The 26,180-nt window shown below is 60.7% G+C and carries 20 protein-coding genes and 13 tRNA genes; 18 read left to right on the plus strand and 15 right to left on the minus strand.

Features of this window, described 5'->3' with window-relative positions; translation table 11 throughout:
- Positions 1 to 97 precede the first annotated feature (97 nt).
- On the minus strand, positions 98 to 1,057 hold the full coding sequence (locus tag C2U37_RS11800; protein WP_104452341.1) for a Wzz/FepE/Etk N-terminal domain-containing protein: 960 nt from the start codon (positions 1,055 to 1,057) through the stop codon (positions 98 to 100).
- Positions 1,058 to 1,104: 47 nt separating this feature from the next.
- Complete coding sequence (locus C2U37_RS11805) at positions 1,105 to 3,645, minus strand: SLBB domain-containing protein (protein WP_158656246.1); 2,541 nt, start codon at positions 3,643 to 3,645, stop codon at positions 1,105 to 1,107.
- 640 nt (positions 3,646 to 4,285) lie between these two features.
- Here C2U37_RS11805 and C2U37_RS11810 point away from each other — a divergent pair.
- Together C2U37_RS11810 and C2U37_RS11815 are read left to right on the plus strand one after the other, a co-directional pair.
- Entirely contained in the window at positions 4,286 to 5,236 is a 951-nt protein-coding gene (locus tag C2U37_RS11810) for an IS1595-like element ISKpn3 family transposase (RefSeq protein ID WP_005342491.1), read from the plus strand.
- 327 nt (positions 5,237 to 5,563) lie between these two features.
- Complete coding sequence (locus C2U37_RS11815) at positions 5,564 to 5,770, plus strand: YgdI/YgdR family lipoprotein (RefSeq protein WP_041215736.1); 207 nt, start codon at positions 5,564 to 5,566, stop codon at positions 5,768 to 5,770.
- Positions 5,771 to 5,825: 55 nt separating this feature from the next.
- Here the strand turns inward: C2U37_RS11815 and C2U37_RS11820 are convergent, their stop codons facing one another.
- Both C2U37_RS11820 and C2U37_RS11825 read right to left on the minus strand, forming a co-directional pair.
- The gene (locus C2U37_RS11820) at positions 5,826 to 9,386 is read right to left on the minus strand and encodes an ATP-binding cassette domain-containing protein (protein WP_104452343.1); all 3,561 of its coding nucleotides are present in this window, start codon (positions 9,384 to 9,386) and stop codon (positions 5,826 to 5,828) included.
- Between the two features lie 97 nt (positions 9,387 to 9,483).
- Entirely contained in the window at positions 9,484 to 10,761 is a 1,278-nt protein-coding gene (locus C2U37_RS11825) for an alpha/beta hydrolase (protein ID WP_104452344.1), read from the minus strand.
- Positions 10,762 to 11,287: 526 nt separating this feature from the next.
- Between C2U37_RS11825 and C2U37_RS11830 the strand changes: the two genes are divergently transcribed.
- Complete coding sequence (locus C2U37_RS11830) at positions 11,288 to 11,509, plus strand: hypothetical protein (RefSeq protein WP_103858189.1); 222 nt, start codon at positions 11,288 to 11,290, stop codon at positions 11,507 to 11,509.
- Between the two features lie 64 nt (positions 11,510 to 11,573).
- On the opposite strand, the gene C2U37_RS11835 is transcribed toward C2U37_RS11830, so the two are convergent.
- A tRNA-Asn gene (locus C2U37_RS11835) sits at positions 11,574 to 11,649 on the minus strand.
- A gap of 5 nt (positions 11,650 to 11,654) precedes the next feature.
- Positions 11,655 to 11,730 (minus strand) — tRNA-Phe (locus C2U37_RS11840).
- A gap of 380 nt (positions 11,731 to 12,110) precedes the next feature.
- On the opposite strand from C2U37_RS11840, the gene rraB reads away from it, so the two are divergent.
- A complete protein-coding gene (gene rraB, locus C2U37_RS11845; RefSeq protein ID WP_010675493.1) occupies positions 12,111 to 12,446 on the plus strand; it encodes a ribonuclease E inhibitor RraB in 336 nt (111 codons plus the stop codon).
- Between the two features lie 71 nt (positions 12,447 to 12,517).
- Here the strand turns inward: rraB and C2U37_RS11850 are convergent, their stop codons facing one another.
- On the minus strand, positions 12,518 to 14,488 hold the full coding sequence (locus C2U37_RS11850; protein ID WP_104452345.1) for a sensor domain-containing protein: 1,971 nt from the start codon (positions 14,486 to 14,488) through the stop codon (positions 12,518 to 12,520).
- Positions 14,489 to 14,654: 166 nt separating this feature from the next.
- Between C2U37_RS11850 and C2U37_RS11855 the strand changes: the two genes are divergently transcribed.
- Positions 14,655 to 15,149 (plus strand): hypothetical protein, encoded by a 495-nt coding sequence (locus C2U37_RS11855; RefSeq protein WP_029314787.1) that lies wholly within the window; start codon positions 14,655 to 14,657, stop codon positions 15,147 to 15,149.
- A 96-nt stretch (positions 15,150 to 15,245) separates the two neighbouring features.
- Here the strand turns inward: C2U37_RS11855 and C2U37_RS11860 are convergent, their stop codons facing one another.
- Genes C2U37_RS11860 through rsgA form a run of 5 tightly spaced genes read right to left on the minus strand, consistent with a single transcriptional unit; the run spans position 15,246 to position 18,087 of the window.
- Positions 15,246 to 15,647 (minus strand): hypothetical protein, encoded by a 402-nt coding sequence (locus C2U37_RS11860; RefSeq protein WP_042014295.1) that lies wholly within the window; start codon positions 15,645 to 15,647, stop codon positions 15,246 to 15,248.
- A 2-nt stretch (positions 15,648 to 15,649) separates the two neighbouring features.
- Positions 15,650 to 15,901, minus strand: coding sequence for a DUF2960 domain-containing protein (locus C2U37_RS11865; protein ID WP_010675489.1), 252 nt, complete (start codon positions 15,899 to 15,901; stop codon positions 15,650 to 15,652).
- A 4-nt stretch (positions 15,902 to 15,905) separates the two neighbouring features.
- Complete coding sequence (locus C2U37_RS11870) at positions 15,906 to 16,154, minus strand: VF530 family DNA-binding protein (RefSeq protein ID WP_010675488.1); 249 nt, start codon at positions 16,152 to 16,154, stop codon at positions 15,906 to 15,908.
- Positions 16,151 to 17,023, minus strand: coding sequence for an archaetidylserine decarboxylase (gene asd, locus C2U37_RS11875; RefSeq protein WP_052816309.1), 873 nt, complete (start codon positions 17,021 to 17,023; stop codon positions 16,151 to 16,153). The genes C2U37_RS11870 and asd overlap by 4 nt, the downstream gene beginning before the upstream one ends.
- 29 nt (positions 17,024 to 17,052) lie before the next feature.
- Positions 17,053 to 18,087, minus strand: coding sequence for a small ribosomal subunit biogenesis GTPase RsgA (gene rsgA, locus C2U37_RS11880; protein ID WP_039040203.1), 1,035 nt, complete (start codon positions 18,085 to 18,087; stop codon positions 17,053 to 17,055).
- A gap of 91 nt (positions 18,088 to 18,178) precedes the next feature.
- On the opposite strand from rsgA, the gene orn reads away from it, so the two are divergent.
- From orn to C2U37_RS11915, 7 genes are all read left to right on the plus strand, one after another.
- Positions 18,179 to 18,724, plus strand: a complete 546-nt coding sequence (orn, locus tag C2U37_RS11885; RefSeq protein ID WP_042014296.1) for an oligoribonuclease — start codon at positions 18,179 to 18,181, stop codon at positions 18,722 to 18,724.
- A gap of 177 nt (positions 18,725 to 18,901) precedes the next feature.
- Positions 18,902 to 18,977: transfer RNA gene (locus C2U37_RS11890), tRNA-Gly, on the plus strand.
- A 25-nt stretch (positions 18,978 to 19,002) separates the two neighbouring features.
- Positions 19,003 to 19,078, plus strand: a tRNA-Gly gene (locus tag C2U37_RS11895).
- A 32-nt stretch (positions 19,079 to 19,110) separates the two neighbouring features.
- Positions 19,111 to 19,186 (plus strand) — tRNA-Gly (locus C2U37_RS11900).
- Positions 19,187 to 19,300: 114 nt separating this feature from the next.
- Positions 19,301 to 19,376 (plus strand) — tRNA-Gly (locus C2U37_RS11905).
- A gap of 24 nt (positions 19,377 to 19,400) precedes the next feature.
- A tRNA-Gly gene (locus tag C2U37_RS11910) sits at positions 19,401 to 19,476 on the plus strand.
- A 38-nt stretch (positions 19,477 to 19,514) separates the two neighbouring features.
- Positions 19,515 to 19,590, plus strand: a tRNA-Gly gene (locus C2U37_RS11915).
- 554 nt (positions 19,591 to 20,144) lie between these two features.
- On the opposite strand, the gene C2U37_RS11920 is transcribed toward C2U37_RS11915, so the two are convergent.
- From C2U37_RS11920 to C2U37_RS11930, 3 genes are all read right to left on the minus strand, one after another.
- A complete protein-coding gene (locus C2U37_RS11920) occupies positions 20,145 to 20,354 on the minus strand; it encodes a cold-shock protein (RefSeq protein WP_005297820.1) in 210 nt (69 codons plus the stop codon).
- Positions 20,355 to 20,648: 294 nt separating this feature from the next.
- Positions 20,649 to 21,308 (minus strand): LysM-like peptidoglycan-binding domain-containing protein, encoded by a 660-nt coding sequence (locus C2U37_RS11925; RefSeq protein WP_010675484.1) that lies wholly within the window; start codon positions 21,306 to 21,308, stop codon positions 20,649 to 20,651.
- 99 nt (positions 21,309 to 21,407) lie between these two features.
- Positions 21,408 to 23,510, minus strand: a complete 2,103-nt coding sequence (locus C2U37_RS11930; protein ID WP_104452346.1) for a methyl-accepting chemotaxis protein — start codon at positions 23,508 to 23,510, stop codon at positions 21,408 to 21,410.
- A gap of 262 nt (positions 23,511 to 23,772) precedes the next feature.
- Between C2U37_RS11930 and gltX the strand changes: the two genes are divergently transcribed.
- From gltX to C2U37_RS11965, 6 genes are all read left to right on the plus strand, one after another.
- A complete protein-coding gene (gltX, locus tag C2U37_RS11935; RefSeq protein ID WP_104452347.1) occupies positions 23,773 to 25,188 on the plus strand; it encodes a glutamate--tRNA ligase in 1,416 nt (471 codons plus the stop codon).
- Between the two features lie 367 nt (positions 25,189 to 25,555).
- A tRNA-Ala gene (locus C2U37_RS11945) sits at positions 25,556 to 25,631 on the plus strand.
- Between the two features lie 28 nt (positions 25,632 to 25,659).
- Positions 25,660 to 25,735 (plus strand) — tRNA-Ala (locus C2U37_RS11950).
- 63 nt (positions 25,736 to 25,798) lie between these two features.
- Positions 25,799 to 25,874: transfer RNA gene (locus tag C2U37_RS11955), tRNA-Ala, on the plus strand.
- Positions 25,875 to 25,922: 48 nt separating this feature from the next.
- Positions 25,923 to 25,998: transfer RNA gene (locus C2U37_RS11960), tRNA-Ala, on the plus strand.
- Positions 25,999 to 26,032: 34 nt separating this feature from the next.
- Positions 26,033 to 26,108 (plus strand) — tRNA-Ala (locus tag C2U37_RS11965).
- Positions 26,109 to 26,180 lie beyond the last annotated feature (72 nt).

Genomic DNA, 26,180 nt, shown 5'->3' on the forward strand with positions numbered 1-26,180 from the left:
CTCTTCTTCATATATTTCCCTTATAAAATCAGAATAGTCGACGATCGTTCTACTCTATTGTGATGGCAAGCCATCGTTTTTGATCAACTTGCATCCATTATTTTTTATCATGACGGAATGCAAATCGAACCAAAATTATCATCACCCCCAACATGCCGCCCAAGAGGGCACCCAATACGACGATGAGTGCCCGTTTCGGCTTTATTTTCTCTTCGGCGATAACGGCAGGGTCAAGCACTTTAAAGACATATTCCTGATTGACTTCGGCGAGCATCAAGGTTTTGGTCTGCTCTTCTATCAATTGATAAAAGACTTTCTGCATATCGGCAACGGAAGTCTTGGAGAGTTGTTCGGTCAAATAGGCGATATTGCGTTTTGACTCCTCCTGATCCCGCTGTTTCATGGTGCTGTTGAGATCGTCGATCAACCAGTCCACCCACTGTTTTGCCAGTTGCGGGGAGTAGAAGTCGACGCTGACGGTCAGCAGCCCTGTCTTGGGGTCGCTGTTGAGATTGACCAGGCTCCTGAACGCCTTGATGAGCTCCCAGTCAGTGGGCTCGGGAGACTTGCCGGGCGGCATCTCGCGGACCCACTGTTGGGACTGGGTGTCATAGACCTCGGGGTCGATGAGCAGCTCCCCCGTGGTTTTATCCATGCCGGTGGCGGCGATCAGGGGGACGGCCAGTTGATGGCGGCGAATGAACTCCCCGAGAAACAGCCGCGACTTGCCCACCTCGATGGCGATGGACGCCTTGTCTCCTCCTTTGTTGCCCAGATCGACCCCGGCCAGACTGGCCAGCCCGCCGAAGCGGGAGGCCAGCGCGGAGAGTCCTCCCCCCTGTTGTTCAAGGGAGGGGGTCAGGAGCGCTTCGGCACGATAGATGTTGGGACTCCACAGTGCGAAGGCAACGGCGAGACAGGTCGCGATCAATGTGGTGGCAAAGAGCCACCACTTGCCTTGCCACAGGGCAACAGCCAGCTCTCGCAGGTCGATTTCATCGCTTGCCGGAGCAAGATCCCTCGGCAAGGGAATGACGTTCGCTTTTTGTGCTTCCATGATGATTTGATGAGTCCTATGGAATATGACTGGACGCGTCCAGCGCGTTATTTGATGGCGGACCAGGCGACGCCCAACTGATACATGATCTGGGTCGCCGAAGACATGATGCTCAGGTTGTCCAGATAGTCGGAATCCACCGGCACTATGATGGTGTCCCCCGGCTCCAGGCTCTTGCGTCCGCCAAACCAGCTGTCATTGGGCAGCATCACGCTGCCGTTGGCCTTGATGACATAGACGCGATCGGTATCGGCTTGTTTCTTGGTACCACCGGCCAGGCTGATGTACTCGTTGATGCTGGTCTCCTCTTTGTAGATATGGGAAGAGGGGAACTGCACCATGCCCGCGATGGAGACCACGTTCTGCATGGTCGGGATATAGAGTTTGTCGCCATCCTCAAGGAGGACGTCTGACTGCTTCTCTCCGGCCAGCAGGGCTGGCATGTCGATGGTCATGCGTCCGATGGCCTTGCTGTTTTCCAGCTGGTTGACCACCGACATGGCTTCGGCAGGGGAGCTGCTGTAGTTGGCAATGGTGCTCTGTCTGCGCAAGGTCATGGTCGAGATCTCCTGGCGAAGTTCATCGCGCAGCATCACCAGCCGCTCTTCCTCCTGCTTGCGCAGGGCCTTGCGGGCGAAGATGGCTCCGTTGGGGTTGGCGTAGGTCGTGATGCCACCCACGCGCTCGATCAGATCGTGCAGGCTCTCTCCCCGGCGCACGGTGTAAGTGCCCGGGAATTTCACTTCACCGAAGACCTGGACGGTCGCCTCTTGCCGCCATTGGGGATGGGGCAGGACGTTGATGTTGTCCTTGGATTGCAGCAGCGGTGAACCGTAAGGGCTGTTGGCGGTATCCAGCGAGAATCGCTCGTTCTGTACCAGGATGCTGTCGCCCCGCTCATTGACGCGGGAGAGTTCGACAACGTTGGCCTGCTCGTTGAATCCGCCGGCGGCCAGGATGGCATCGGACATGCGGCTGTTGTCGGTCAGCGGGTAGAGGCCCGGGTATTTCACTTCGCCACGCACTTCCATGATCTTCACCGGCTGACCCAGGGTAGACTGTGCCTTCAGGCGCTCGATGACAGGCGCCAGAAGGGCTTGCCGTGAATCGGCGACCACTGCGTCCGTGGCGGTCTTGTCGGACAGGGAGGAGAGCTTGATCTGAGAGTCATTGTTGAGCTCGTCACTCTTGACATCGGCGCCGGTGGAAACATCGGTCCGCATCATGGCGGCGTTGTCCAGCTCCCTCGTCTTGGTCTTGAGATCCTTCACTCTCGTCGAGGTTGCGGCGGTCTCTCTGAGCCGGTCAGTGGCATCGTTGCGGAACACCAGCACCTGGTCCCTGGCCTGGAGTACCACATCGTCCTTGCTGCCCGGCTGTTGCAGCGCCTTGCCCAGGTTGAACTGGATCACGCTGATATTGCGCTGGGAGTCCACTTCCCGGACGACCAGGGCATAGCTCAGATCGGTCGCGGAGATGAGATCCCGCTGAACGCTCTTGAGCAGGTTGCTGATGCGGGTGCCCGGGGTGTAGCTGTAGACGCCATCACGTACTACGGCCCCTTTGACGACGATGGCCTGACTGTACTCGGTGCTGCTCGGTTTGACCGAAATCTTGTCGCCGTCCCGGATGCTGAACTGACGGTCATGACCATTGGCCAGCGTCAGGTTGAAGACTTTCAGACCGGTGTCTGTATGACGTTCTACCGAGACTTCCTGCAAGGCGGACGCCTTTACGCCACCGGCCAGGGCGAGCACGTCCGCCAGGGGGGCAGAGTTTCTCAATTCGTAGATGGCGGGGCGCTTGACCAGTCCGCTGATGGACACTTCACTGCCTTTGGCCGGGACGAAGACGGTATCCCCTGCCTGCAGGCGAATATCCTGGCTGGTATCCCCCCAGACCAGCATCTTGTACAGATCCACATCGATGACCTTCTGTCCGGCCCGCTTGACCTGGATCTTGCGCAGGGAGCCGACGGTGTCGATGCCGCCTGCCGCCTGCAAGACCTGGGTGACGGTCGCCATGCCGCTGACATTGTAGGCACCGGGGCGATAGGCATCCCCCATCACAAAGACCTGCATGGCGCGCATGGAACCAAAGCTGATGAAGGAGTTGACGCCTATCATCTGCTCCTTGATCCGGGTTTCAAGGTCGCTTCTGAATTGCTGGAAGGTCAATCCACTGGCAGAGATAGGACCGAGACTGGGGAAGTCGATGAAGCCTTCTCGACCGACGCTCAGGTCATAGACCGCGTTTTCCTTGCCATACAGCTGTACATGGATTTCATCCCCCGGGCCAATGACATAGTCATCTGCAACGGGCATGTCGGTCACGGGGGCATCCAGAATGGGTTCACCGGCGAACACATTGTAACCGAATGGTTGGAGTTCCCCTGGCTGGGCTACCCCTGCGATCAGCGGGCGCTGGGATACCTGACTATAGTCGACCTCCCGTGGCGCAGCTACCGGTGTTGACGGGGTGACAGGGGTCATGGCGCTGGCATTCTGGAACTGGTCGACAGAAATACCGTATTGCTTGGCCAGAGCCTGTTGCTGATCAGCGGGCAGGCGCTTGAATTGTTCCATCATCTGCGGGCTGATTTGCGGCGCAGCGAATACATTTAAACTAATCGCAGCTAATATCCATGGCGCTGTTATAAATTTCATTTTAGGTAAAGCCTTGCAATGTGTTTGTTCAGATTGCTGAAGATGGTGGGTAATAAATAGGGTGTTTACTCGGTCATCGAGTAAATTAGACTTTCTTTATATATCCGTGAAAAATAACAAGCCCCGTATATTAGAACATGCCTGTGTGACGTTTTTATATGCAAGGCACCCAGGTATATGGAAGGTCCGGGTATGCCCAGCGCTGTCAGCATGAGGAGCAAACCACCCGCAGGGGCAGGGGTGGCATGATTGGTACTTGGGGTCAGTGTGCTGCCCTGTGTACGGCAATTATTGTGTCTTCACTCATTATGCGTGTCACAACGTCCATGCTGGTCAGGGATAAAAAGACATGGCTACCGCATCCGAAGGGCAAATCGGCATGGGATGTATATTTTTTGTTATTTTTTCAGGTTGGGCGACAGTGTGCGTCGCATCCCGATGGTCAAAGCGTCAAATAGTTGATTGTGTTGGCAATGACTATGAGATTCCTGATTACCCATGATTAGCAGTCAGTTACCACGAACTATACTGATCTTACGTACAGTTATCGAGGTGCGAGATCATGGCCAAAAGCAAAATCCAATTCCAGAAAGGCTACAGCCTGTTTGAGTTTCTCAAGGACTATGGCACTGAGGCTCAGTGCGAAAACGCGCTGTTCACTTGGCGTTTTCCTAACGGCTTTGTCTGCCCTGAATGTGCCAACAAGACCTGTTGTCGCCTGAGAAGGCGGCCACGTGTGTGGCAATGCAATCACTGCCGTCACCAGATGTCATTGACTGGAAACACGATTTTCGCAAACACCAAGCTCCCACTGACCAAGTGGTTTCTGGCAATGCACCTGTTGTCACAAACCAAAACAGGCTTGTCAGCGATGGAGCTAAAGCGCCAGTTGGGCGTCAAATATGACACCGCCTGGATGCTCAAGCACAAGCTGCTGCAAGCCATGAAAGAGTCCGATGACAAGCAGCCCATCAGCGGCATCATTCAGCTCGATGATGTCTACTGGGGTGGCGAGCGCCGTGGTGGTAAACGGGGTCGGGGCGCGGCAGGCAAGACGCCGTTTGTGGCAGCAGTGGCCCTGAACAAGGAAGGACATCCAATCAAGATGCGGATGACGGTGGTCGATGGTTTCAAAACCAAGTCCGTTGCTGATTGGGCAAAACGGCATATTGCCAGTGGTAGCGCGGTGATATCCGATGGATTGGCCTGTTTCAAAGCGGTCAAGGAGGCCAATTGTGAGCACCTGGGTGTTGTCACCGGGGGCAACCTGGACTGGCTGGATCATCCGGCATTCAACTGGGTAAACACGATGATAGGAAATGTGAAAAACTCGCTGCGGGGCAGTTGCCATACGCTCGGAGCGAAGCATTTACCAAGGCATCTTGCGGAATACTGCTTCCGGTTTAATCATCGTTTTGACCTCAAGAGCATGTTGGTTGAATTGGGGCATGCAGTCGTGGCAAGCCCTCCGATGCCATATCGGCTCTTGAAGCTGGCTGAGGGTCATGGGTAATCAGGATGAGATTTGTTTTCCGCGCGGAAATTTATCAAAAGTGTATTTTTTTGCAACATATATCAGACAATTCCTATGACCAATCTCGGATTATTCCTTTCTTTGAACAGAAGGCACAATAAATGACCGGGTATGTGACTGCGTGTTGATAATTCAGCATGCCGGACGTAATGACTTTGTTTCTGGTATCTGTGTGGGGGTTTTGTGTGAATCTTGTCTGGTGGGGTTGACTTTTTGCTCTAATTTTGTAGCTGCTGCAGTCTGAAACCCACCCTGAGCGAGGCTTCATCTATCACCGCCAGGGTGAGCGTGAAGAAGGGGAGAGTGATGAAAGCTGTGATGATGCTGGTTTGTCTGTTGGGATTGGCGGGGTGCAGCTCCCAATACATCATGAGCACCAAGGATGGCAAGATGATTGCCACCGACAGCAAACCCAGGTTGGACGAGACCACAGGCATGTATCGCTATTACGATGAAGAGGGGAGGGAAGTGCACATCAACAAGGACGACATCACCCAGATCATGGAGCGTTGAGGCCCTCCTCAAGCAACAAGGGCTGCCCGCGGGCAGCCCTTGTTATTTTTGGCGCTCATGCCGTCTGGGGCACTTGACGGTTGACCTGGCCGGCAAACAGCTGGTGGAAGCGGGAGTGGGAGTTGGCCAGCAGGCTCACCGGCGACCCCTGCTCCACCACGGTGCCAGCCTCCATCACCACCACCTTGTCCACCGACAAGAGCGGCTCAAGGTGGTGGGCGATCACCAGATAGCTGGCCTCCGGCCGGTAGCGGTAGAGCAGCTCCGCCATCTTGCGCATGCCGCCGTGATCGAGATCCGAGGTGGCCTCGTCCAGCACGATGAGCGGGCGACGCGACAGCAGGATGCGGGCGATAACCAGCAACTGGGTCTCGCCAGCGGAGAGTTGCAGCCTGTCGAGATCCTCATTCAGCCGCCCGGCGCAGCGCTCGGCGAGGCCCACCCGGGCCAGCGCCTGCTCAAGCATGGCGTCCTCATGCTCGGTCAGGGGCGCCAGATTGGCCCGCAAGGAGCCAAAGAAGGTGAGCGGGATCTGGGAGACGGTGTCGTAGAGATCGCGCACCGCCTCCGGTGCAAGTCGTGACAGTGGCTGATTGCCGTAAAAGATCTCCCCCTGGGAGGCGGGATACATGGCCTGCAATACCCCCAGCAGGGAGCTTTTGCCTGCCCCGGTACGCCCGCACACACCCACCTTTTCACCGGGGGCCAGTTCGAAGTTGACCTTGTGCAGCGCCCACTGGCTGGTCTGGGGGTAGCGCAGCCCCAGGTTGTCGAAGCGCACCGCAGGGTGAGGGGTGGCGAGGGCCTCCCCCTCCTGGCGCTCGCTCTCTATTTCGCTGTATTCGCGCACCCGCTCTACCGCGTTCATCACCTGTTCCACTTCGGCAAAGGTACGGATGAGGGAGTTGAGCATGGCGGAAGCGGTAAAGGCATAGGTGATGGCAACCGCCCCCAGCAGCGGGCTGTTGCCAAAGGCCACCATCAGCGCCACGGCCCCCACCAGGACGGCGGAGAGCAGGGTCTGGTGCATGCCGAGCCAGCGGTTGATGGAGGTGGTGGTGTACCAGCTGCGCAGGTTGTTGTCATAGTGGTGCAGCACCTGGTCCAGCGCGAAACGCTCGGCCCCGGCCAGGCGCAGGGCGGGGGCGCCGCGGATGGTCTCGCTGATGCTGATGTAGAGCGGGGAGCGCAGCACCGAGGACTGGCGCCGCAGCTTGAGTTGCACCGCCCGGTAGCGGCGCTGCAACACATAGAGCGCCCATCCCACCAGGGGGGCGATGAGCAGCAGCAGGGGAATATTGATGCCGATCACCACCACCTGCAAGGCCACGGACACCAGCATGCCGAACAGTCCCACCAGCATGGAGAGCAGCATCTCTTGCGCCTCCCCCAGATCCCGGTCGAAGCGGTTGAGGATGCGCCCCTGGGGCACCTTGTCGAAGAAGGCCATGGGGGCGCGGCTGATGCGCCCCAGCATGCCGTCAAACAGGGTCCAGGCCAGCTTGAGGCCAAGGGTGTAGTTGATGACCCGTACCGCCATGATGCAGGCGAGGGAGCCCGCCCCCAGCAGCACATAGATGCCGAGCAGGGTCGTGACGTCGCTCACCTCGGCCTTGCCGCCGAGCCAGAGATCCGAGGCGATGCGCAGCCCTTCCTGGCCCAGGGTGAGCAGCAGGACGAGCAGGATGGCACCGGGGGCGGCGAGGCGCTGCCACATGAAGCCAAACAGCCCCCAGTCCACCTTGCCCTCCACCACTTTCTCCTCGCTGAACTGCTCCGCCTCCTGAGGGGGCACCGGCGGGGCGGGCTGGGGATGCTGGACAAGATCCGCCAACTGGTGGGCATCGAGCTCCACCAGGCGCCCCTGCTCGATGCGGATCACCCGATCGCACCTGGCCAGCACATCCGGATCGTGGCTCACCAGGAGCCGGGTCGGCCCCGGCTTGAAGACGAGCCCCTGCTCCAGTACCTGGGCCGCGACCATGGGGTCGAGCGCAGACAAGGGGTTGTCCAGCAGCAGGATATCGGCCCGGGCGTAGAGGGCGCGAGCCAGGGCGACCCGCTGCTGCTGGCCGCCGGAGAGGCGGGTGCCGAGCTCGCCCACCAGGGTTTGATCCCCGTGGCTGAGCAGCGCGAGATCGGCCGTGAGGGCGCAGGCGCCGAGCACCCAACGATAGCGCTCGGCGTGCCAGGGCTGGCCGAACAGGATGTTGTTGCGGATGGTGTCGTTCATCAGCCAGGGCTTGTGGCCCAGATGGGCAACCCGGCCGTGGCGACGGATGCTGCCGGCAAACTCGCTGTCAAAGCCGGCAACCAGATGCAGCAGGCAGCTCTTGCCCGCCCCGGTGGCCCCGGTGATCCCCACGAGCTCCCCCGGTGCGATGGCGAGGTTGGCTCCCTCGAGCACCGGTTTTTGCTGGTGCAGGGCACTGACGCCTTCCAGGTGGAGGGCCCCCGCCGGCAGGGCGGGATCATCGAGTTCCCGATGCTGCTCCGGGCTGTTCAGGAACTCGCACAGCCGGTTGAAGCCGGTGTTGAAGTTGATCAGGGTGCGGATGAGGTAGGGCAGTCGCATCATGGGGATGCGCAGCACGGTAAACAGGGCGATGGTGGTGAACACCTGGGGCAGGGTGAGGGTGTTGCCCGACGCCAGGTAGGTGGTGAAGGTGGCCAGGGTCACCAGCAGGGGAGTGCTCAGCATCAGCCCTTCGTTGATGGCATCGAGCCTGAGCACCCGGCCCAGCACCCCCAATTCCTGCTGGCGCTTGGTGTTGGCCGCCCGGGTAAAGAAGGGGCCAAGCCCGTTCTGGCGTACCAGCCTCAGCTTCTTGATGTATTCCGCCAGGATGCCGTTGCGCTCGTCCTGCTGGCGCTTGAGCTGCTGCTCCTGCTGGTTCATGCGCCGTACTACCCGGGTGGAAATGAGCAGCAGCAGGGCCAGCACCGCGAAGCCCACCAGACCGGCACTGCCCACCTGCCACACCAGCAGGGCGATGGTGCCGATGAGTTGCAGCGCCATGGTGACCGGCATGGCGGGGTCCGCAAGAATCCAAGTAATGTCCCACACGTCCCGGTTGATGAGGTTCTGAACCCGGCCGCCGGCCCTGTCGTCGAAGCTCTTGCCACCCTGCTTCATCACCTTGGCGAGCAGGGATTCGGCCAGCAGACGGCGGATGGGCACGTGCATCTTGAGGGCCAGTTGCAGGGAGTGCTCCGCCAGCATGCCGGCGGCGAGCACGGAGGCGAACAGGGCCAGGGCCAGCAGCAGCTTGTGGCCGGTGGTGGCATCGGTGCCGAGCTGGGTCATGCTGTGGTTGAGCAGCCAGGGGCTGGTCAGGGTGGCGAGCATGCCGAGCAGTTGCAGCAGGGTGAGCAGGCCAATTTGTCCCTTGTAATGACGCCAGATAAAGGCGGTCAGGGGCCAGGGGCGCACCGGCTGGCGGGCGGTGAGCGCGAGGAAGGCGTCGGCGCGGCCGTCGCGCCTGTCTTCCGGCAGCAGGGGATAAAGATCGTCGAGACTGACCTGGGGCTGGGTCAGCCCCTTGCGCAGCAGCGGGCCGGTCCAGCGATAGAAGAGGCGACTCAGCCAGCCGGCCGAGATTTCCGGATGATCCAATGGGTGTCCTTGTTGTTTTGTGTTGCTTCCATGGGCGGGGCGGCTCATGGGCCGCCCTCGAACTTGTTGTCTTGCTGCGGGCGTGCGCCCGGCGGGATCAGCGATCCCGGTTCATGCGGATGAGCCGATCCAGGATCCGCTCGCCATCGACCCGCAGGCCGTTGTGTTCGTACTCGTTGGTGATCCAGGCGCGGCTGTTGCCAAGCCCCTTCAGGGTGTCGCGGCTGTAGTCAAACTCCACGTACATGTCCTCGGCATAGACGGCGCAGGCCACCGGCACAGTGTTGCGGGCTAGCTGCGCCGGATCGTAGAGGGGGCCCCAGTCCGCTTTCTGGGCAAGCAGGTGGGCGGCCTCCTTCAGGGGAATGAGCTCGCGGAACTGCTCGAACATCCAGGGGAAGATCATCTCGCCGGTGAAGGCGAAATCTTTGCCGGGCGCCCAGGCCAGGGCAGGGAACTCCCTTCTCACCCGCTCGGCCGCCCAGTTGCTGGCACTCCCTTCGCAATAGATGAGCTCGTGCAGGATGGCGAACACCGGGTTGGTGTTGAACGGCTGCATGGCCTGCACCTGATAGAGGAAGGCGGGGTTGAGGCGTTCGCCGATGAAGGCGTCTTCCAACAGGTAGTAAAGTGCCTCGAAGGCGCCGCTGGCCCCCAGATCCAGCCCCTGCTGCTGCAACTGCTCCACCGTCAGGCGCTGGCCGTTGGGCAGGCGTACGTCGTGGTGGTGCAGGTGGTTGGCCAGCCGGTTGGCCAGGGCCTGGGCATGGGGGAAGCGGGTGAAGAAGGCGCGGTTCTTGTCCGCCACCCGCTGGTAGGTGGCGCGGTAGACCTCGTCCGCGCTGCGCCCGATGGGTGCCACGCCGCCGGTGAGGTAGACCTCGTGCAGGCTCCGCGGGAACAACGAGAGATAGGTAAGGCTGCAAAAGCCGCCGAAACTCTGGCCGAGCAGGCTCCAGGGGCGCCCCGGGCTCAGCACCTCGCGAATGCATTCGGCGTCGCGCACTATGCTGTCGGCACGAAAATGGCCGAGGTAGTCCGCCTGCTCACCGGGGGTTATCCCCGCCATGGCGTCAGCACTGATGGGGGTGGAGTGGCCGGTGCCGCGCTGATCGAGCAGCAGCACCCGAAACTCCTGCAGGGCCCGCTTGATCCAGCCGCCATCGGCGGTGGGGCGAGGAGCGCCAAAGCCCGGGCCCCCCTGCAAATAGAGCAGCCAGGGCAGGTCATCATCCAGCTTGTCCTTGCGGCAGAGGGTGCGGCCAAACAGGGTGAGGGTCGCCTCCTCATCGGGATGCTGGTGGTCGAGGGGCACGGTAAAAAAGTGTGGCTCGCAATGGATGCCATCCAGCACATAGTGCAAGGGGCTGCTCATCTGGGGTCTCCCTGAGGGTAGGAAAATCGTCGGCCTCATCATAGCCCTGGCGCAGGGGCGGGTCACGCCGGTTTTCCAGATTGTTAACAGAGATGGAGCCTGAGGTCGGTGCCGTACAAGGTGTGGTTTCGCCGCGGTTGACGGCGGGCTGCAACTGGACAAAGATGAGCCGCCTGCCGGGACGGGCAGGGATAGGTCAGCACCCCGGGTGCAGGAAACTGGATGGAGTTGGCTCGATGAAGCCGAGATGGATACGTGTTCGCAAGAGACGCACACAGAGGGATCCGGAGGGGGGGCTGCAGGCGGGTTTGCTGGTGTTCAGCGCCACCTGTGGTGCCACTCTGTTGCTGGCGGCCTGCAATGGCGGTTAGCTGAGTGAAACAGACCCGCTTGTCATGAGCGGGTTTTTTCATGCCGGAACAGAAGGTCGGGACCTGCCTGTAGCCCTTTGCGGGCGCGGGTTTGCGGTATGCAGAGCACGGCTGCTATGGTCAATTTACGACCGGATCCACAGAGGGAGGCGATCATGAACAGTCGTGAAAAAGTCCTGGCTCATTTGGCCACAGATCACCGGGTTGCAGGATTGACCGCTGGCGAGGCACTGGCTGGCATGAGCCACTCGATGAGTTCGCTCCTGCTGCAACAGGATCAGCACTTCTTCCGCCGCCATGCGGACGACCCCTGCCACGAAGTCGCCCGGGCCTGCTCGGCCGGACACATATGGCATGGGGACGAAAACCACTACTAGCCCCGGCATGTGAGTAAATGACAGATGCAAAAAGGCCCGCTCATCTGAGCGGGCCTTTCGAATTTGGCTCCTCCTACTGGACTTGAACCAGTGACATACGGATTAACAGTCCGCCGTTCTACCGACTGAACTAAGGAGGAATAGTTGGTGCCCAGAGACGGAATCGAACCGCCGACACGGGGATTTTCAATCCCCTGCTCTACCGACTGAGCTATCTGGGCAACGGCGCGCATTAAACCCTTTCTGGACTGAGGTGTCAACCACAGGCCGCAGATTGATGTACCGTTCGCTCGATATCCGAGCAATCTTCCCGTGATTGGACCGGTTTCCCCGTTTTAACCATGAAAAGAGGGGCGCCTGCGGGGCAGGGTGGGCCGACGGCCAACAGAACATCATGAAGGGGGCGAGCTGCCTGACGTGCCGAGGGCTGCCCGCTGGCGCCAAGCCGGGAGAGGCGCCAGTTATCTTGGCCCATCGATTGAGCCTGCCGCGCTCTGCGGGTATGCTTTGCCGCACTCATCCCCTGGCCATGGTCCGGGCCGACGCGGCTGGCAGGGGTGACATCCATCCAACACCGCCTGGGGTTTATATGAATACCAATATGCAAGAGTGGCGCGAAGAGACCGCCGCCATCGTCAACGAGCTGCTGGCCGATGGCAGCAACCCGGATCTGGATTACGAGATTGAGCACCACTTTGCCTGCCAGAAGTTCGATCTGCTGGAGAAGGCGGCGGTCGATCTGTTCAAGGCCGGTTTCGAAGTGACCGACGCCGAGGAGATGGAGCTGGACGACGGCGCCACCATCTTCTGTTTCGACGCCATGGTGGAGTGCAAGCTGGACATCGACACCATCGTCGCCGACATCGAGAAGATGCTGCCCATCCTCGAGAAATACGGGGTGGACTACGACGGCTGGGGCACCTACTTCCAGGAGTAAGTGCGCCAGATCACGTACGCTTTGCAAAAACAACAAGGCCACCCTCGGGTGGCCTTGTTGTTGCTGGCTTACTACTCCGGCAGCTGGTAGCTGCGGGCAAACTCGGCCGGTGGGAGGGGGCGGCTGAACAGATAGCCTTGCAGCCGATCGCAACCGACCTGCACCAGCCAGGCCTGCTGCTCCGGTGTCTCCACCCCTTCGGCGGTGATCTTGATGCCAAGCTCATGGCCCAACCCGATGACGGAACGCACGATGGCGGTGGTGGCCTGGTTGGTGGCCAGCCCCTGGGTGAAGCTCTTGTCGAGCTTGAGGGTCGCCACCTGCAGCCTGGGAAGGTAGGCGAGGGAGCAGTAGCCGGTGCCGAAGTCGTCGATGGCGAGCTGGAAGCCCGCCTCGATGAGGCTGGCCAGGTTGCTCTCAATCTCGTCGGCATTCTCCATCAGCACCCCTTCGGTGATCTCCAGCTCCAGTTGCCAGGGGGCGAGCCCGTGGCGCGCGATGCAGTCGAAGATCTGAGGGCAGAGCTCGGGATCGCGGAACTGCAGGGGCGAGAGGTTGATGGAGAGCACCAGGTCCGGGGCCGCCACCTGCCAGCGGGCAAGCTGGGCACAGCCGAGCTCCAGCATCAGCTGGCCGAGCTGGCCGATGAGCCCCAGCTCCTCCGCCAGCGGGATGAACTCGTCGGGGGAGACCATGCCGAATTCGGGATGGGGCCAGCGGCAGAGCAGCTCTGCCCCGTGCAGCCGGTTGCTGTGGGTACAGATGATGGGCTGGTAGACGGCGGTCAGCTCGGCGGACTTGATGGCGAGTGGCAACTGGGCGGCGATGAGCTGGCGGCGTTTGAGCTTGGCATCGAGTGCGGGGTCGAACAGGGTACAGTGCTGCTGCTGGCGCTTGCCCTGGGCCAGGGCGGCCTCGGCGTGGCTCAGCAGACGCTCGGCATCCTTGGCCTTGCCATGGGCGATGCCGAGGAACACCGGGATCTGGATCCTGTGCTCCTCGACCTGATAGGGCGTCATCAGCTCCTGCTGCAGGTTGCGGCTCCACGCATCCAGAGAGAGGGGGAGCTCGGGCAGCAGCAGGGCGAAGTCATCCGCCGCGACCCGACAGAGCAGGGACTGGGGCGGCGCCAGTCGTTGCAGGCGGCGGGCCACCTGGCTCAGCAGGCGGTCGGCGACCCGTATGCCGAAGCGATCGTTGATCTCGCGAAAATGTTGCAGATCCACCAGCAGCAGGCTGGCCTTGCGGGCCCCCAGATGACGGCTGGTCTGCAGGAAGTGGGAGAGCTTGAGCAGGCCGGTCAGGCTGTCGTAGTGCTGCTCTTGCTGCAACTGGGCCTGGGTGGTGCGCAGCCCGGTGATGTCGCGGCTAAGGGTAAGGATGCCGAGGGAGTTGCCCTCGTCATCCGGCACCTCGACCCGGGTGACCTCCAGATGGCGGCCTCTGCCCTGGGCATCCACCACGCAATACTCCCCCTGACCCAGGGTTTGTTCGACGGGCAGCCGGGGCGGGACGCGCCGACCCAGAGCCTCGCTTGCCACCAGCCCCATGAAGTCGAGAAAGGCCTGGTTGCAGTCGATGAGCACGCCCTGATGATCCTCGAGACGGATGAGGTCGGGAATGGCATCCAGCAGGCGGCGTTGCAGCAACTGCTGCTGGCGGAAGGTTTGCTCCAGCTCCTTGCGCTGATCGATGGCGCTGACCATGGCAAACAGGGCGATGGGGTCGCCGTGCTCGTCATACAGGGGAACCTTGTTGATCTCCATCCAGCTGGCGCCTTCGCCGCTGTGGCAATGGAGCTGCTGGTGCAGCAGGGGTTTGCCGTCGGCCAGCAGGCGGTCATCTTCCTCCCGGAATACATCCCCCCAGGGCATCTCGGCATCGCTCTTGCCAATGAGTTCGCTCGGGTCTTGCAGGCCGGCTTCCCTGGCGAATGCCTTGTTGGCAAACAGGTACCGTCCGTGCTTGTCCCGGCAGAAGATATTCATGGGTAACTGGTCGATGATCTGCTGCAGCAGCGCCAGGGAGAGCGAAGAAGTCACGAGAGCACTCACGGGGGAGACTTCGAGCAAATCTATGATAACAGGTGGGTTTTGTAAAGCCTGGGTTAAGAGTACGCCATTTGTGCGGATCCCTGCTGACAGCCTGTGTCGCGATCGCCATAATAGCCGCCGGTCGGCCTATGGCCTTATGGATGAGAGAAGCAGCATGAAGAAGATAATGGGGGGCGCCCTGGCCCTGTTGATGGTGGGTTGTGCGAGCGACAACAACGGCGGCGAGCAGTATCGCTATACCCCGCCGGTTGCCAAGGCAACCAACAACACCCAGGAGATGGCGATCCCGGTGGATCTGGTGTGGGCCCGTGCCGAGAAGTGGTTCGGCGATCACGGTCTGAACATCGAGAACAGCCAGCGTGGTGCCGGTCTGATGACCGCCAACGTGGAAAACTCGGCCGATGGTCTGGAGTGGCTGGATTGCGGCACCATGGGGTCCAAGGTGGCGCTGGGCAACCCCAACCTGCAGATCAACCTGATCATCACCCAGAGCGGCAACAACAGCGTCGCCACCGTGAATGTCAAGGGCAATACCCAGCTCTACTTCGTCGAGTCCTCCGGCGAGCGAGTACTGGCTCCCTCCATCACCCCGGTGTGCGTCTCCCGCGGCAGCCTGGAACAGAGCCTGTTCTCCACCCTCGGCAACTGATCCTGCCGGGTATCATGAAAAACCCCGTTGCGTGCAACGGGGTTTTTTTATGCCTGCTCTGCGCCCATCAGGGCGTGAGGGGAGGGATGACGAGGATCAGGGGGTCAGATCGCCGTGATAGAGCACATGGTCGCCGGACTTGAGCACATACCCCTTCCAGGGGAAGAGCTGATAGCCGCCGCCCTGCCAGGACCAGTTGCCCTCTTCGCCCTGGCGGATCAGCCGGATCGGCTCGCCCTCTGGCAGGGTCAGCTCGGCCTGACTCTGATCGGCATTGAACAGCACGAAAGCGCTGACGGTCTGACCGGCATCGGTCGGGTTGAGGCGAATGCCCTGCTCGAACAGACGCACGCACTGGCCTGCCAGCGCCGACCATTGATAGCCCGCGCTGCCGATGCAGCCATGTTCGTCGCGATCCGCGCCGACCAGGGGCTCCTTCGGTGTCGTGTTGCAGGCGGCCAGCAGCAGGGTGGCCGCCATCAGGGTCAGGGTGCGCATGGTTACTCCTTGGCGTCCCGTTCAATGACGATGTTGGAGAAGCCCAGTTCCTTGAAGTAGTTCTCCCGGTAATCCTTCACGCTCTTCTTGTCGCGGCGGCACACCTGGGCCAACTGCTCTTCCATGGCGTGGAAGCGGGTCAGATCGATCCCCTCGGCGGCGGCAACGGCATCATAGATGCTGTTGAACTTGTCGTTGGCATAGCCAATCTCCCTGGCCTGCTTCTTGTAGGTGTAGGTAATCTTGAACGCCATGGCGTCACTCCTTCTCTTTGGCCTGCTTGCGCTGGACGTACAGATAGAGGCTTTCGACCTTCTCTCTGGCCCAGGGGGTCTTGCGCAAGAACTTCAGGCTGGACTTGATGCTGGGATTATCGGTGAAGCAGCGGATATTGATCTGCTGCCCCAGCGCTTCCCAGCCATAGTGCGCGACCAGGGCGGTGACGATGGCCTCTAGGGTCAGCCCGTGCAGCGGGTTGTTCTTCTGGGAAGTGGGTTGATCGCTCATACCTGCGCCGCCAGGGTGGCAAAGGGCTGACCCATGCGGGTGGTGACCCCGTTGGCCAGGTGCGGCTCGAAACCGGCCAGCATGCCCGGGCCAAACAGGCAGACGACTGTGCTGCCCAGCTTGAACAGGCCCATCTCGGCCCCCTTTTGCAGGGTGATGGCTTCATCGCCGGTGTAGTCCCAGCGCACCACCTTCTTCTCTTTGGTCGGCGCTATGTTGCCGGCCCAGATGGTTTCGATGCTGGCCACGATAGTGGCACCGACCAGCACCAGGGCCATGGGGCCGTGGGGGGTTCGGAAGGTGGCCACCACCCGCTCGTTGCGGGCAAACAGGTTGGGCACGTTCTCGGCGGTGAGGGGGTTGACGGAGAAGAGATCCCCCGGCACGAACACCATGCTCTCCAGCACGCCGTCCAGCGGCATGTGGATGCGGTGGTAATCCTTGGGTGCCAGATAGATGGTAGCGAAGTCGCCATCCTTGAACGGGGCCACCAGATCCTCATAGCCCCCCAGCAGCTCGCGGGCGCTGTAGTCGTGGCCCTTGGCCTGGATGATGCGACCTTGGCTGATGGGCCCGAGCTGGCTGACGGTGCCATCCACCGGCAGGGCCAGGGTCATGGCGTCTTCCACCACGGGGCGAATGCCGGGTTTGAGCTCGCGGGTGAAGAATTCGTTGAAGCTCTTGTAGTGGGCCGGGCTCTCGTGCAGCGCCTCGCTCATGTCGACCTGGTACTGCTTGATAAAGGCCTCGATCACCCTGGTGGTGAGGTTGCCCGCTTCGGCGGCGGCAAGTTTGCCCACCAGGCGGGAGAGGGCGTGTTTGGGCAGGCAGTATTGACCGGCAATTTTCAGGTTGTCAGTGATGCTCATGATCTTCATCTGGGAATGAGTTGAACGGGTCACAGCCGCGCCTGTTGGCGACCGTGGCGGGCTTCCTGCATGGTTTCCAGGATGCGGTGGTAGTTGTGGAAGCGATCGGCGCTGATGGCGCCCGCTTCGACCGCGGCGCGCAGGGCGCAGCCGGGATCATCCTTGTGGGTGCAGTCGCGGAACTTGCAGCCACCCAGGTAGTCGCGAAACTCGACGAAGCACCAGGTGATGCGGTCGGCTTCCAGGTGCCAGAGGGCGAACTCGCGGATCCCGGGGGAGTCGATGAGATCGCCGCCGCTCGGGAAGTGGTAGAGCCGTGCCGTGGTGGTGGTGTGCTGGCCGAGCCCCGAGTTCTCGGAGATCTCGCCGGTGAGCACGTCCAGCCCCGGCATCAGGGCGTTGGTGAGGGACGACTTGCCCACCCCGGACTGGCCCACGAAGATGCTGATCTTGTCGGTGAGCGCCGCCTTGAGGGCGTCGATGCCCTCACCGCTCTCGCAGCTCACCAGCAGCACCTCGTAACCGAGCTTGCGGTAGGTCTCGAGCTGGTGCTCGATACGGGCGCGGGCCGCGTCATCGAGCATGTCGACCTTGTTCAGCACGATGAGGGGCGCTATCTCCACATCTTCTGCCGCCACCAGGTAGCGGTCGACGATGTTGGTGGAGAACTCGGGCATCACCGCCGAGACGATGATGATCTGGTCGATGTTGGCGGCGATGGGTTTGACCCCGTCGTAGAAGTCCGGCCGGGTCAGCACCGAGTGGCGCGGGTGCACCGCCTCGATGACGCCGGCAGTCGCGGCATTGAGGCCGGGGCGCCACACCACCTTGTCGCCGCACACCAGGCTGCTGATGCTGCTGCGCCGCAGGTTGCTGCGGTGGATGGCACCATCGCTCGCTTCGACATCCGCGTGCTGGCCGAAACGGCTGATCACCACCCCTTCGATGGCGGGGCCGAACAGGGTGTCATCTACCACTGTGGTGTGCTCTTTTTGCAGCCGCCGCTCGCGGTTGGCCTGGACGCGCCTTTGTTGACCCAGATTGAGTTTTGCTTTCTTTGCCACGGGGTTTGCCAGTTTATGAACAGATTCAAAGCCAGTATGATACATGCAAATTGGCAAAATTCCGCCATTCCTCCCAATAGAGAGAGCAATCATGACAGTCAGCGCGCAGAACCTGGTATGGATCGACATGGAGATGACGGGTCTGGACCCCGAAGAGAACGTGGTACTGGAGATCGCCACCATCGTCACCGACAAGGACCTGAACGTGCTGGCCGAAGGGCCGGTCATCGCCATCCACCAGAGCGAGGAAGAGCTGGGCAAGATGGATGACTGGAACGTCAACACCCACACCAAGAGCGGGCTGGTGGCCCGGGTCAAGGCGAGTGAATACGACGAGGCCAAGGCCGTTGCCGAGACCCTCGCCTTTATTCGCCAGTGGGTGCCGGAGCGCACCAGCCCCCTGTGCGGCAACAGCATCGGCCAGGATCGCCGCTTCATGGTCAAGCACATGAGCGATCTGGAAGCCTTCTTTCATTACCGCAACGTGGACGTCAGCACCATCAAGGAGCTGGTCCGTCGTTGGCAGCCTGAACTGCTGGATCAGTTCAAGAAGAGCGGCTCCCACCAGGCGCTGGACGACATCCGCGAATCCATTGCCGAACTGCAGTTCTACCGCGCCCACGTCTTCAAAATCTGAGTGGCTGGCAAGGGTTTGCCGTCGTTCGGTTGCTAAAATCAGCAGTTCGGCCAGCTTTTGAGCGAACGGCTGCAACCAGACAAAAAAGCCCTTGCAATTGGAATGTCTGCTCTTATAATTCGGCTCCCGTACAGTAGCGCAAGCAACCAAATGCTGTACGGTCTGTTTTCAGGTTTTGCGGGAATAGCTCAGTTGGTAGAGCACGACCTTGCCAAGGTCGGGGTCGCGAGTTCGAGTCTCGTTTCCCGCTCCAAAATGTTTGCTGATGACGTTCCGATGCGGGAATAGCTCAGTTGGTAGAGCACGACCTTGCCAAGGTCGGGGTCGCGAGTTCGAGTCTCGTTTCCCGCTCCAATCATCAGCACAGCCTCAAGACAATCCATGTTGCGGGAATAGCTCAGTTGGTAGAGCACGACCTTGCCAAGGTCGGGGTCGCGAGTTCGAGTCTCGTTTCCCGCTCCAATATGCAGTGCCGGAGTCACCGCGTTGGTAGAGCATGTTCAGTGCTTGCCAAGGTCGGAGTAGCGAGCGCGATTCTCGTTGCTGGCTCCAAAAATATGTAAGTGATATTCCGATGCGGGAATAGCTCAGTTGGTAGAGCACGACCTTGCCAAGGTCGGGGTCGCGAGTTCGAGTCTCGTTTCCCGCTCCAATCACTTGCAGATGACATTCTGTTGCGGGAATAGCTCAGTTGGTAGAGCACGACCTTGCCAAGGTCGGGGTCGCGAGTTCGAGTCTCGTTTCCCGCTCCAAACAGTGTCCAGTAGATATGTGTAAGTGATATTCCGTTGCGGGAATAGCTCAGTTGGTAGAGCACGACCTTGCCAAGGTCGGGGTCGCGAGTTCGAGTCTCGTTTCCCGCTCCAATCTCTCTTCGAACCCTTCGAATTCAATCTCTCCCCCAAGTACACGAATCCAGTTTCTCAGTACCATCACTGCCGCGTCCTGTTGGTAGAGCATGATCCGCGCTTGCCAAGGCTGGGGTCGCGAGTTCGAGTCTCGTTTCCCGCTCCAATCTCTCTTCGACGTCCTCATAATCCCTTTGAATTGCCCATCACATCGCGCCGCGATGATTTGTCGTATCCGGCGTTTGCCTGCTTTCTCTCTTCCCCGCACATCCCAAGTCATAAGACCAAGATGTATTGCTTGCTAATAGCCTCCCGGAGATCGGGTACAACCCTTTGCGGTCGGCTAACAGGCTTGGCAGGGCCTGAATGACAGACAGTGGCTCGGTATAAGTTAAAACCGGGGCATTTAACCAAAACTCATCATTTTGATTTATAGCGGCTGGTGGCGGCCATAAACGGCTTGCAGGTGGGGATGGCAAGCCCGGCAAGAGCTCTGCCGGTCGGGAAGGAAAGATCGCGGGCAAAAAAATAGGAGGGGCGATGGCTCCTCCTACGGGTTCACTGGCGCTGGCTCAGATAACGGTGACGTTCTCGGCCTGAGGGCCTTTTTTGCCCTGGGTCACAGTGAACTGGACTTTTTGACCTTCAGCCAGGGTCTTGAAACCTGCGCTCTGGATGGAGGAGAAGTGAACGAAAACGTCCGGTCCCTGGGATTGCTCGATGAAGCCAAAACCCTTGGTTTCGTTGAACCATTTTACTTGGCCGGTGCGAATGTCAGACATGTGGTAAGTCCTATCTATAACAAAATGAAACTAAGCCTGGTTGGGCAGCATTTGCCTGGAAGTCAGGGGTTGAAGCATGACTGACCACGTCTCTTTGTCCCAGTAGCATGTAGCACAATCCCTGTCTAAAGCCTGACCGATTGTACTGGAGCCCGATCCCTTGTCAATTTGGCACTTTTCATTTTTTGAGCGAGCTAAAAGTATTGTGAAGTCAGCAGCTTGTTTCATGCTTCACATCAAAAAAACGGGAGGCCATGGCCTCCCGTCTGCATAAGGGGGTGTGGTCGAGCCCCCTTATTCCTTGAGGGCGAACCCTTCCCCCTGGCGGTCGTAGCGGTAGCTGACCTGACCGAGAGAGCGGACCTCGACCCGCTGGATGCGGCGGCTGGTGTCCACCAGGATGAACACCGACTTGCCCGACTGCAGCCGGGTCAGCGGCCTGTCCGGCCCTTCGATGGCGATGAGCCGGCTGAGCTCGGCCCCCGGCAACTCGAACTTGCGGAAGATGGAGTAGAGGGTTTCACCGGCCTGTACGTCGTGCTGCAACCAGGTGCCATCCACTTTTTCCTCGACGGGCTTGGCGGCCTGGGGCTCACCGGCGTTGCCGACGGTCAGGGCCTGGGCCGGCACGGCCAGGGGGACCGCCAGAGAGCCTGACGGCGCCGTGGTGGGGGCGGCGGGGGCGGGCTCCCAGGCCAGCACTAGCAGCCAGAGCGGGATCAGCACCAGCAACCCTATGGTGTGTTTGCGGGGCAGGGGGCTTGCCAGCTTGAACGAGGCCGCCTTCGGTTCCTTGTTGCGCTGACCCAGGCCACTCATGCCCTGGCCGAGACGCTGGCGCAGGGGCAGGGTAGCCGCGTTGATACGTTGGAGCAGGGTTCCTTGTGATTCGTCTTGGCGACGCTGCTGGGCTCGTCTGTTATGGCCACGTGGGCGACGGTCCGGGGTGGGCACGGCATTTACCTCTCACTACATTGCCTGCCATCAGGCAAATATGCCGCCTATGGTAAACGGACTCGTCCCCGAGGGGGAGAGTCCGGAGCATGAAAATTATCAGCTGAGACGAAACTGACCCAACAATTGCTGCAAACGTTCCGCCGCCTGACGCAAGGCCTGACTGGCGTTGGCCGTGCTGGTGGCGTCCCTGGCGATGTCGTTGGCCAGTGCGCTGGTTTTTGACAGATTGCCGGAGACAGTCTCGGAAACCGAGCTCTGCTCCTCGGCGGCGGAGGCGATCTGGTAGGTCATGTCGTTGATGGTGGCGATGGCCTGGAAGATGCTGCCGAGGGCCGCCTCCGCCTGATCCGCTTCCCCCACCGCCTGATGGGTCAGCTGCTGGCTCTGCTGGATGGCGTTGACCGCGTTGGTGGAGCTGTGGCGGATCTTGTCGATCAGCTCCTGGGTATTCTGCACCGCCTGCTGGGTGTTGCCCGCCAGCTTGCGCACCTCGTCGGCCACCACCGCAAAACCGCGCCCCTGCTCGCCGGCCCGGGCCGCCTCGATGGCGGCGTTGAGCGCCAGCAGGTTGGTCTGATCGGCGATCCCCTGGATGACGGTGAGGATGCTGGTGATCTGCTCGCTGTCGTGAGCCAGCCCTTCCACCACTTCGGCTCCCTTGCCCGCCTCGGCGGCCACCTTGTGCATGGAGTGGATCACCCGCTGGAAGCGTACCTTGCCCTCGTCCGCCGCGCTCTGGGCCTGCTTGGCGGAGTCGGCGGTGTTGTTGGCGTGGGTGGCCACCTCCTGGCTGACGTAGGACATCTCCTGTACCGCGGTCAGCATCTGCTCCATCTCGGCCTGATGATGCTGCAGGTTGCTGTCGGTCTGGCCGGCGATGCGATCGGTATCCCCAGCGTGGCGATGGACCTCGCTGGCGGTCTTCTGCACATCCCCGAGCAGGGCCTGCAGCTTGTCGATGAAGCGATTGATGCCCCGGGCCAGGGCCCCCAGCTCGTCCCGGGAGCGGCTCTCCAGACGCTTGGTGAGATCCCCCTCGCCGTCGGCGATGTCATCCACCAGGCTCACCATCTGGCGGATGGGGCCCGTGATGCTGCGGGCAATGACCAGCATGGTGCCAAGGGCCAGCACCAGCACCAGCAGGGCACCGATGAGCTGCTGGGTCATGGCGGCGCGGTTCATGTCGGTGAGCTGGCGTGCCAGCTCGTCCGCTCCTGCCAGCACCACCTTGTAGGGCAGGGTGACGATGATGGCCCAGTTGCGGGCCATGCCGGGCACCGCGATGGGCACCGAGATGCGAAACGCGTCGGTGAGCTCCTGGCGCTGCACGTCCGGTTTGAGGTACTGCTGCCAGCCGTTGCCGAGCACCTTGTCGGCGCGGCTGCCGAGCAGGCTGGCGTCGCCGCTGGTACCGGTGATGACGCCGGCGGCGCTGACGATCAGGGTCTCCCCCTTGCCGTCATAGATGTTGCTGTTGAGGGACTGGGCCTGGCGGCTGATGGAATCCACCGCCAAATCCAGCGCGGCGATGCCCTTGAACCGGCCATCCACAAGGATGGGGGTGGTGATGGTGCTCACCAGCACCTGCTGGCCGTTGATGTCCACCTTGAAGGGGTCGATGAGGCAGGGGCGCCCCTCCCGTTTCGGGCAGGCGTAGTAGTCGTTGGCCGGGTTGCCGAACTCGTCCGGATCGCTCTTCTCGATGGAGAGCAGCAGGTCGGTGCCTATGCTCTCCTTGTCGCGATAGAAATAGGGAACGAAGCGCCCCTTGTCGTCACTGCCGAGCGCGCTCTGGCCGGCGAAGCTTTCGTCCTGGCCGTCGAAGCCGTTGGGCTCGAAGCCCGCGAAGGCGCCATAGAGCTGGGGCTCCAGGGCAAGCTGGGCCTTGAGCAGATCGGTGGCTTGCTGGCGATCCAGCGGCAGCTTGCCCTCCTGCTGGCGGGCGAAGACGCTGGCCATCTGCTGGGTGTAGGAGAGCCCCTTTTGCAGCAGCTGGGTGATGGTGGCGGCCTCGGCACGGGCGTTGGCGCTCACCTTCTGCCACGCCTCCTGTTGCAGGGCGGCGCGGCTGGAGTCGATGGTGAGCTGCTGGGTCTGCCGGCCTGAATACTGGTTGAGCAGGATCAGGATGACCAGGGCCGTGGTCATGGCGACACCGGCCAGTACCAGGATACGATTCTGGATAGAACGAAACTGCATCGCGCGTTCCTTGTATCGTTGAGGGTTCGTTGACGGGGTGACTGAAGTATCGGCTGTGCGGGAGATCTCTCCAGCGACCTCGCCTAGCTAAGCGGGAAAAAAGGGAAAATTCTGAGACATCACTCTAAAACAGCGGTTTTTGCGTGAATAGACCCTATTTTCCCCTCTGCCTCGCCATGGTTTTCCCATCCGTCATTGTCGGTGCTAAAATGCGACGGTTTTTTAACGAATTGGCCCAAGGCCCTCTACACAAGGCTTAAAGATGAAAGTCAAAACCCGTTTTGCTCCCAGCCCGACCGGCTTTTTGCATGTCGGCGGTGCCCGTACCGCACTCTATTCCTGGTTGTTTGCAAAGAACCAGGGCGGTGAGTTTGTGCTGCGTATCGAGGATACCGATCTGGAACGTTCCACTCAGGAGGCCATCGACGCCATCATTGAGGGCATGGAATGGCTGGAGCTGAACTGGGATGAGGGCCCCTACTACCAGACCAAGCGCTTCGATCGCTACAACGCACTGATCGACGAGATGCTGGCCGACGGCCGCGCCTACAAGTGCTACTGCTCCAAGGAGCGGCTGGAAGCGCTGCGCGAAGGCCAGATGGCCAACGGCGAGAAGCCCCGCTATGACGGCAAGTGCCGGGATGGCGACCACGATCACCCGGCCGATGCGCCCCACGTGATCCGCTTCCGCAACCCGACCGAAGGCTCCGTGGTGTTCGATGACCACGTCCGTGGCCGCATCGAGTTCGCCAACACCGAGCTGGACGATCTGATCATTCGCCGTACCGATGGCGCGCCGACCTACAACTTCTGTGTTGTAGTCGATGACTGGGACATGGAGATCACCCATGTGGTGCGTGGGGAAGACCACATCAACAACACCCCGCGCCAGATCAACATCTACAAGGCACTGAACGCGCCGGTACCGGAGTTTGCCCACGTCTCCATGATCCTGGGTGACGACGGCGCCAAGCTCTCCAAGCGCCACGGCGCCGTCTCCGTGATGCAGTACCGCGACGACGGTTACCTGCCGGAAGCGCTGCTGAACTACCTGGTGCGTCTGGGCTGGTCCCACGGGGATCAGGAGATCTTCACCCTCGACGAGATGATCAAGCTGTTCAGCCTGGATGCCATCTCCAAGTCCGCCTCCGCCTTCAACACCGACAAGCTCTTGTGGCTGAACAACCATTACATGCGCAGCCTGGATCCGGCTTATGTTGCCAAGCATCTGGCCTGGCACATGGAACACCAGCAGATCGACACCAGCAATGGCCCGGCGCTGGCCGACGTGGTCACCCTGCTGGCCGAGCGCTGCAACACCCTGGTGGAGGTGGCGGCCCAGAGCCGCTACCTGTTCGAAGAGTACGAGGCCATCGACGAAGCGGCAGCCAAGAAGCATCTGCGCGGTGTGGCTGCCGAGCCGCTGGCTCTGGCCAAGACCAAGCTGGCGGCCCTGGAGACCTGGACCACCGAGGCGCTGCACGAGCTGATTGAAGCGACCGCCGCCGAGCTGGGTCAGGGCATGGGCAAAGTCGGCATGCCGCTGCGTGTGGCCGTCACCGGTCTGGGCCAGTCTCCTGCCATCGATGCCGTGATGGCGCTGGTGGGCAAGGAGCGGGTCCTCGCCCGCATCGATCGCGCCCTGGCGTACATCGAAGCGCGCATGGCCGCCGAGTAATTCAGAACGCCGGTACGGGCCAGTCCCCTGGCATCGCCGACGCCGTGATGGCGCTGGTGGGCAAGGAGCGGGTCCTCGCTCGTATCGACCGCGCCCTGGCGTATATCGAAGCGCGCATGGCCGCTGAATAAACATTGGCCATGGCATGAAAAGGGCTCCCTGACGGGGGCCCTTCGTATTTTGGCCTCAAGCGGATTTGCGACGTAAAACAGCGACATAGCGACGAGGTTGGCGGTAAAAACAGCTAACTGCCTGAATTTTGACTAAACGCTCCAGTGGGCGAGAATTTTGGGTTGACAGCAAAGCGGGTGATGCCTATCATGCGCCTCCGTTGCCAGAGATAACTTTGGTAGCGCCGAGGTGAGTTGGGGTTATAGCTCAGCTGGGAGAGCGCTTGCATGGCATGCAAGAGGTCCGCGGTTCGATCCCGCGTAGCTCCACCAAATTCTTCTCGAACAATCTGGAATCCAAGGGGTTATAGCTCAGCTGGGAGAGCGCTTGCATGGCATGCAAGAGGTCCGCGGTTCGATCCCGCGTAGCTCCACCAGGTTCCCGATTGACATGAAGTACCCAGGGCAGTGCGGTGTGTATCACCCAGGCCGACCTTTGTGGGGTTATAGCTCAGCTGGGAGAGCGCTTGCATGGCATGCAAGAGGTCCGCGGTTCGATCCCGCGTAGCTCCACCATTATTGAGGATGAATGGCCGCCAGAACCATTCATTGAGTACCGAATTTGGGGTTATAGCTCAGCTGGGAGAGCGCTTGCATGGCATGCAAGAGGTCCGCGGTTCGATCCCGCGTAGCTCCACCAAATTCAGAGTGATTCAGTGTCACTCACACACATCGGGGTTATAGCTCAGCTGGGAGAGCGCTTGCATGGCATGCAAGAGGTCCGCGGTTCGATCCCGCGTAGCTCCACCATCTTTCGCGAGAAAGCACCAAGGCCACCGCATCGCGGTGGCCTTTTTGTTTGCCTGTCATTTGGATTTCCCA

It is taken from the genome of Aeromonas sp. ASNIH1 (assembly GCF_002934285.1).
Taxonomy (GTDB): domain Bacteria; phylum Pseudomonadota; class Gammaproteobacteria; order Enterobacterales; family Aeromonadaceae; genus Aeromonas; species Aeromonas caviae.